The organism is Marseilla massiliensis, assembly GCF_023336985.1.
GTDB lineage: Bacteria > Bacteroidota > Bacteroidia > Bacteroidales > Bacteroidaceae > Prevotella > Prevotella intestinigallinarum.
Window position 1 is genome coordinate 84,078 of the sequence record NZ_JAMBLP010000015.1, and the last position, 6,000, is coordinate 90,077.

Below are 6,000 nucleotides of genomic sequence, written 5' to 3' on the forward strand. Positions count from 1 at the left end.
CAGCACGATGGCAATACGGGCCGTTTGGCAACGCAATATGGCCCGTTCCAGGATGCCAAACGGGCCGTTTGGCGACCTGGAACGGCCGCTACCGGCGGGCGGCGAAGAATTCCTTCATCAGCCGGGCACACTCATCGGCGAGCACACCACCCGTCACCGAGCACTTGGGATGCAGCGCACGGGGAGCCAGCAGCGTGTAGCCGCGCTTCTCGTCGGGCGCGCCATAGACCACGCGCGACACCTGGGCCCACCCTATCGCGCCCGCGCACATGGCGCAAGGCTCCACGGTTACATAGAGCGTACAGTCAGTAAGATACTTCCCACCGAGCGTGTTGGCTGCCGCGGTGATGGCCTGCATCTCGGCGTGGGCGGTGACATCGCACAGCGTCTCGGTCAGGTTGTGGGCCCGCGAGACTATCCGCCCGCGGCAAACCACCACCGCCCCGACCGGTATCTCGCCCGCCTCCATGGCCAGCCCCGCCTCGGCCAGCGCACGGCGCATATACTGCTCGTCGGCCTTAATCTGTTCTTCTTCAGTCATAATTGTTCGGTTTGATACGGCAAAATTAATGATTTTCCTTTGAAATCTGCCCGAAAAATGCTATTTTTGCAAGTGTTATTACTCATCCGGCATGGCAGAACACAACAACATGGGCTACTGGGGCGAGCAGCAGGCAGCAAGCTACCTCGAAGCCAACGGGTACGGCATAATGGCCCGCAACTGGCGCCTGGGGCACCGCGACCTTGACATCGTGGCCCACAAAGACGGCACCGTGGTATTCGTAGAGGTGAAAACGCGGCGCGACAACCGCTACATGGAGGCCGAGCAGGCCGTCGACGCGCGCAAGATACGCTCAATAGCCGCTGCCGCGGGGGCGTTCATGCAGCAGCACGGCATCGACGCCGACGCACGCTTTGACATAATCACCGTGACCGGCACGCCATCGGCCGGATGCACCATCAACCACATAGAAGACGCGTTTGTGCCGCTGCCATACTGAAAACGATGAAAGACATAGCATACATACACATCCCCGAGACCGACTCGACCAACCGGCTGCTGCGCGAATACACCGGCGACGAGGGGCGGCTGATGACCGTGGCCACCACCGACTACCAGACGGCAGGGCGCGGCCAGGGCACAAACACGTGGGAGAGCGAGCGGGGCAGCAACCTACTCGTGAGCATCAGGCTGCACCCCCGCGGGCTGCACGCCTCGCGACAATACGCCATGACCGAGGCCGGGGCGCTGGCCGTGCGCGACACCGTGGCCCGCCTCACCGGCGAGGCAACCATAAAATGGCCCAACGACATATACGTGGGCGACAGGAAGATAAGCGGCACGCTGTCTGAATGCGACATCAGCGGCAGCACCATAAAGACGTGCACGCTGGGCATAGGCATCAATGTCAACCAGCGGAGCTTCGCGGGCGGGGCGCCAAACCCCGTGTCGATAATACAGCTCACGGGCCGCACAACGCCCACGGCCGACGTGCTCGACTGCCTGACAGACCGCATAGCCCACTACGCCGCCATGGTCGACAGCGGGCAGTACGAACGGCTGCACAACCTTTACCTGGGCACCCTCTACCGCCGCGAGGGCCTCTACAGGTACCGCGATGCCGGCGGAGAGTTCATGGCAACGACCGCCACGGTGAGGCCAGAGGGCCCGCTCGTGCTCCGGCGCGCCGACGGCAGGCTGTCGGAATATGAGTTCAAGGAAGTGAAATTCATCATTTAAAACTTTAATAAATACATCATGGCAAAGTACAAAAGGATATTGTTGAAGCTCAGCGGCGAAAGCCTGATGGGCAGTCAGAACTATGGCATCGACGCACAGCGCCTGGCTGAATATGCCGAGCAGATAAAGGAGGTGAGCCAAATGGGCGTGCAGATTGGCATAGTGATAGGTGGCGGCAACATATTCCGCGGACTCAGCGGAGCCGCCAAGGGCTTCGACCGTGTCAAGGGCGACCAGATGGGCATGTGCGCCACGGTAATCAACTCGCTGGCCCTGAGCTCCGCGCTCAACGCAATAGGCGTGAAGACAAAGGTGCTCACGGCAATACGCATGGAGCCGATAGGCGAGTTCTACAGCAAATGGAAGGCCATCGAGGCCCTGGAAGACGGATATGTGTGCATATTCTCGGCCGGTACGGGCAACCCTTACTTCACCACCGACACCGGATCGTCGCTTCGCGGCATCGAGATTGAGGCCGACGTGATGCTCAAGGGCACGCGCGTCGACGGCATTTACACCGCCGATCCAGAGAAAGACCCGGCCGCAACGAAGTTCAGAGAGATAACTTACGACGAGATATACAACCGCGGACTGAAGGTGATGGACCTCACGGCGACAACCATGTGCAAGGAGAACAACCTGCCTATCTACGTGTTCAACATGGACATCGTGGGCAACCTGCGCCGCGTGATGGACGGCGAAGAAATCGGGACGCTGGTGCACAACTGAGCAACAGGGCCGCAAACCACTTGCACAATGGCATCGACGGGCATCAAGGGGCAACCACTCCGTGGTGCCACAAGCCGCCACCGGGCCTTGTTGCGCGCCGCCGCCACCATCGACCCGGCCGCCGGCGCGCCACAAGGCCGCCGCGGCCCCGGCGGCTGGCGGGCCGAGGCAGAATGCAGCATGCCGCGCCACAGGCAGCCACGGGGCCTGGCCCCGACCGCCCGCAACGGCAAGCGGCATGCCAAACCCGCAAAGACAACGAGATGAACACACTGACAATGCTCGGCACGGGCAGCGCCCTCGTAACGCGATGCTACAACACCTGCTTTGCGATAAGCACGCCCGGAGCCACCCTCCTTACCGATGCCGGAGGCGGCAACGGCATACTCTGCCAGCTGCGCAAGGCCGGCATGCCCCCCGACGGCATCGACTTCATGTTCCTGACCCACGCCCACACCGACCACATCATGGGGGCGGTGTGGCTTGTTCGCACGGCGGCCAGCTCGCTGCGAGGCGGCCGCCGCCATGACCCGCTGCGCATATTCGGCCACGGGCGCGCCCTCGGCGTGCTGAGAGAGATGTGCCTGCTGCTGCTCTCGGGCAGCGACCGGGCCGTGCTCGACCGCGCTGTCAGCCTGTGCGAGGTGGCCGACGGCGACGTGGTCACGGCCGGGCAAACGAGCCTGCTGTGCTTCGACATCGGATCGACTAAGGAGAAGCAGTTTGGCTACAGGGCCACTTTGCCTGGCGGCACCACCCTGGTGTGCCTCGGCGACGAACCCTTCAACGAGCGCAACAGGCCCCAGGCCGAAGGCGCCGACTGGCTCATGAGCGAGGCATTTTGCCTGTATGCCGACCGCGAACGCTACAAACCGTATGAGAAACACCACAGCACGGCGCTCGAGGCCGGCCGCACGGCGGCATCGCTACGTGCGCGCAACCTCATTGTATACCACACTGAAGACGACAGCCTGGCCACCCGCAAAGAGCGGTATGGCGCCGAGGCGAAGACTGAATATGGCGGCAACGTGGTAGTTCCCGACGACCTTGAGACCATTTTCCTTTGACGTTGCACCGCTGCCCGGGGCATGTGGCAGCCCTGCCACGCCCACACCATGTGCCCGCCACGCCCACACCATGTGCCCGCCACGCCCACACGGCTCAGAAAGCCACGAGCTCCAGCCGCGCATAGTCGGACTCGAGCACCAGCCGGTTGACGTCGGCCACCACCACACGAAACTCTGTCGACGTGGCGCCGAGCCCAAACGGGCCAAGCTCTTCGGGCGTTGCCTGCCGGCCGCTGTCGCTGGTCGATGCCCTGTGGCGGAAGTCTTTCATGGCCACGCGCGAGCTTCCGCCCACATATTCGAAGCGCCCCACAAACGCCCCGTAGCCGCCGGGGCCCTGCCGTTCGGCCACTTCGACCACATAGCGCGTTATGCCGTAGAAGATGCGCTCACACTGATGCACCTCTCCGTCGGCATGGGTCACGAAGCGCTCCAGCCGCCAAAACCCCTCGATGTCGCCGTCGACGGGTTGCTTCGAGCACCCCGCAGCCAGCATTACCGCCACAACAATCAGGCCGATGCGGCCTGCCAACGCCTTCACCTTGCACATATCCCTGTCTTTTTTATCGTTAACATCATTCCGGCAGAGGCTCCTAGATAGTCGCCTCCGTCGATACCCACAGCCATGGCCATGCTCCATCCGGGCAGTTTGCGCGGCGAATAAGTGGCCTCGGCATAAGTGCTCACCTGCAGCCTCACCCGGTCGAGGGGCTCGCGGTAGGTTCCCCAATGCCTCACGTGCGACAGAAGCAACCTGTAGGCCCACTCGTCTGAAGGCTGGCCGTCGACTCCCACGTGGTGTGCGCGCACGCGGTTGCTCTTAAACTCGTTGGTGCCGTCGGAGTTGTAAGCCGGCCCCGGCATCAGCGGACAGCCCATGCCCAGCCCCCAGTGCTGCCACCCCAGAAACTGTCCGTTGTTGTAGTAATTGTCGCAACCGCTCATCTGCAGGTCGGTAAACGTGCCGCCGACGCCGTCGTAGAGTATAGGGCCGGTCTGGTCGGTGGTCGACAGCCCCTCCCATAGCAGCGTCTTCACCCACCTGTTGCGCGGCAGCGTCACCTCGACCCCGAGCTGCCCGTCGCGCCAAAGGCCGTATTGCATGGTGAGCTGCGAATGGTCTTCAAAGTAATGCTCCATGTATACGCGCGCCGACCACGCCCTGCCGTGGTAGTCGAGGCTAACGTTCCAGCTGCCGCAGTGGTTGCCCTGCACGTTCTTCAGGGTGCTCTCCTGCGACGGCATGAGCATGTAGAAGAAGTCGGGCAGCCGGTTAGGCATGTTCTCTACCATCACCGACGAGCCGTCGGCGCGCTTTCTCATCTTCATTCCGCCAAATTGCGCCGCAGTGAGTATGCCTATGTCGACAGTCAGCGGAAAGCGGTCGGCCCGCCCAACCCTCAGCGCAGCCGACTTGCTGTGGTATAGCGTGTTGCGCGTGTAGAGCCCACCGGGGGCGGCAAAGCCTTGCTGCCACTTGTTGTCGGTGAATATGCCATAGGCCAAGTGGCCCTTGAACGACAGCCACCCGCGCGTGAGCGGCACCGGGACGAAGTCGGCAATGTCGGCCCTTACCTGCGGCACGGGCCTGGCGCCCGGACCTTCCACCATCATGCCCGAGCTCAACCTGTGGTTCTTGTCCATGGGATAGCCCCACCGTTGCTTGCTGCCCACGCTCAGGCGCAGCCGCCGCCACGACATGTCAACGTATGCCTGCTGCACCACCACGGGCGCCCCGATGCCCCAACCTGAAGCCATGTCGGCAGCCGCCTCTATCCAGAAGCCGGCGCGCAGTGGCCTGGAATAGGTGGCACCGGCGCGCAGGTAGCCGCCCGCGGCGTCGGTAAACGACAGTCCCCAGCGGTTGGCAGTGAACCATAGCGGGGCATGGCGCCCGGTAGACGCGCCGCACGAAGCCTCAACACGGTAGGCCACGGTGTCGCGCCCATGGCCAATGGCAGCCCCCGACGTAAAGAAGACTAAGGCCGACAACAGTAACATTTTCCTTGCATCCATCCTATAAAACAATATTTCAGACGGTTATTTACAAACTTAATACAACAGAAAGACCATGCATACGGGCAGCGGTTGGACCTGCCAATGGCTGTACGCATGCAGCTTTTCGGATGCAAAGGTACGAAAAAAAACATATATAGCCAACCCGGCGGGGCATGGGCCGGTGGTTTGAAGCCGCTTTTCGACGCTTTGCGCCGGCCTCGGCCGCCGTAGGGCAAGGGTGGTAAACAATCATGACAACTGCCGCAGGCAAAGCCTTCAAGGGCGATGTAGCCCTGCCGAACAGCCCGTATTGGCCCGCCAAACGGCCCATTCCACATGCCAAGACGGGCCGTTTGGCAGGCTCACGGCACCCGTTGCGCAAGGCACTGTGGCACAGCGTGTTGCGCCGAACGCACGCCACGGTAATACTATTTTACAAAATGTGGCTCCCGCCAAGCCTTCCGG

At 62.3% G+C, this 6,000-nt stretch carries 7 protein-coding genes; 4 read left to right on the forward strand and 3 right to left on the reverse strand.

Going from position 1 to position 6,000, the window contains the following annotated elements; genetic code table 11:
- Positions 1–88: 88 nt before the first annotated feature.
- Positions 89–541 carry a nucleoside deaminase gene (locus M3089_RS11015; RefSeq protein WP_249084119.1) on the reverse strand — a complete coding sequence of 151 codons (453 nt, stop codon included), beginning with the start codon at positions 539–541 and terminating at the stop codon, positions 89–91.
- Positions 542–632: 91 nt separating this feature from the next.
- Between M3089_RS11015 and M3089_RS11020 the strand changes: the two genes are divergently transcribed.
- The 4 genes from M3089_RS11020 to M3089_RS11035 all read left to right on the forward strand — a co-directional run bounded on the left by M3089_RS11020 (position 633) and on the right by M3089_RS11035 (position 3,537).
- The gene (locus M3089_RS11020; protein ID WP_249084120.1) at positions 633–1,001 is read left to right on the forward strand and encodes a YraN family protein; all 369 of its coding nucleotides are present in this window, start codon (positions 633–635) and stop codon (positions 999–1,001) included.
- Between the two features lie 5 nt (positions 1,002–1,006).
- The gene (locus M3089_RS11025) at positions 1,007–1,741 is read left to right on the forward strand and encodes a biotin--[acetyl-CoA-carboxylase] ligase (protein WP_249084121.1); all 735 of its coding nucleotides are present in this window, start codon (positions 1,007–1,009) and stop codon (positions 1,739–1,741) included.
- An 18-nt stretch (positions 1,742–1,759) separates the two neighbouring features.
- Positions 1,760–2,470, forward strand: coding sequence for a UMP kinase (pyrH, locus tag M3089_RS11030; protein WP_249084122.1), 711 nt, complete (start codon positions 1,760–1,762; stop codon positions 2,468–2,470).
- Positions 2,471–2,733: 263 nt separating this feature from the next.
- Entirely contained in the window at positions 2,734–3,537 is an 804-nt protein-coding gene (locus tag M3089_RS11035; protein WP_249084123.1) for an MBL fold metallo-hydrolase, read from the forward strand.
- A gap of 94 nt (positions 3,538–3,631) precedes the next feature.
- Here M3089_RS11035 and M3089_RS11040 read toward each other — a convergent pair whose 3' ends face one another.
- Together M3089_RS11040 and M3089_RS11045 are read right to left on the reverse strand one after the other, a co-directional pair.
- On the reverse strand, positions 3,632–4,087 hold the full coding sequence (locus tag M3089_RS11040) for a lipocalin-like domain-containing protein (protein ID WP_249084124.1): 456 nt from the start codon (positions 4,085–4,087) through the stop codon (positions 3,632–3,634).
- Entirely contained in the window at positions 4,075–5,553 is a 1,479-nt protein-coding gene (locus tag M3089_RS11045) for a capsule assembly Wzi family protein (protein WP_249084126.1), read from the reverse strand. The genes M3089_RS11040 and M3089_RS11045 overlap by 13 nt, the downstream gene beginning before the upstream one ends.
- Positions 5,554–6,000 lie beyond the last annotated feature (447 nt).

Bases quoted from the DNA above. Each gene is read 5' to 3' on its own strand.
- M3089_RS11045 (WP_249084126.1), bottom strand. From the start codon at position 5,553: ATGGATGCAAGGAAAATGTTACTGTTGTCGGCCTTAGTCTTCTTTACG.
- M3089_RS11040 (WP_249084124.1), bottom strand. From the start codon at position 4,087: ATGTGCAAGGTGAAGGCGTTGGCAGGCCGCATCGGCCTGATTGTTGTG.
- M3089_RS11035 (WP_249084123.1), top strand. From the start codon at position 2,734: ATGAACACACTGACAATGCTCGGCACGGGCAGCGCCCTCGTAACGCGA.
- M3089_RS11015 (WP_249084119.1), bottom strand. From the start codon at position 541: ATGACTGAAGAAGAACAGATTAAGGCCGACGAGCAGTATATGCGCCGT.
- M3089_RS11020 (WP_249084120.1), top strand. From the start codon at position 633: ATGGCAGAACACAACAACATGGGCTACTGGGGCGAGCAGCAGGCAGCA.
- pyrH (WP_249084122.1), top strand. From the start codon at position 1,760: ATGGCAAAGTACAAAAGGATATTGTTGAAGCTCAGCGGCGAAAGCCTG.
- M3089_RS11025 (WP_249084121.1), top strand. From the start codon at position 1,007: ATGAAAGACATAGCATACATACACATCCCCGAGACCGACTCGACCAAC.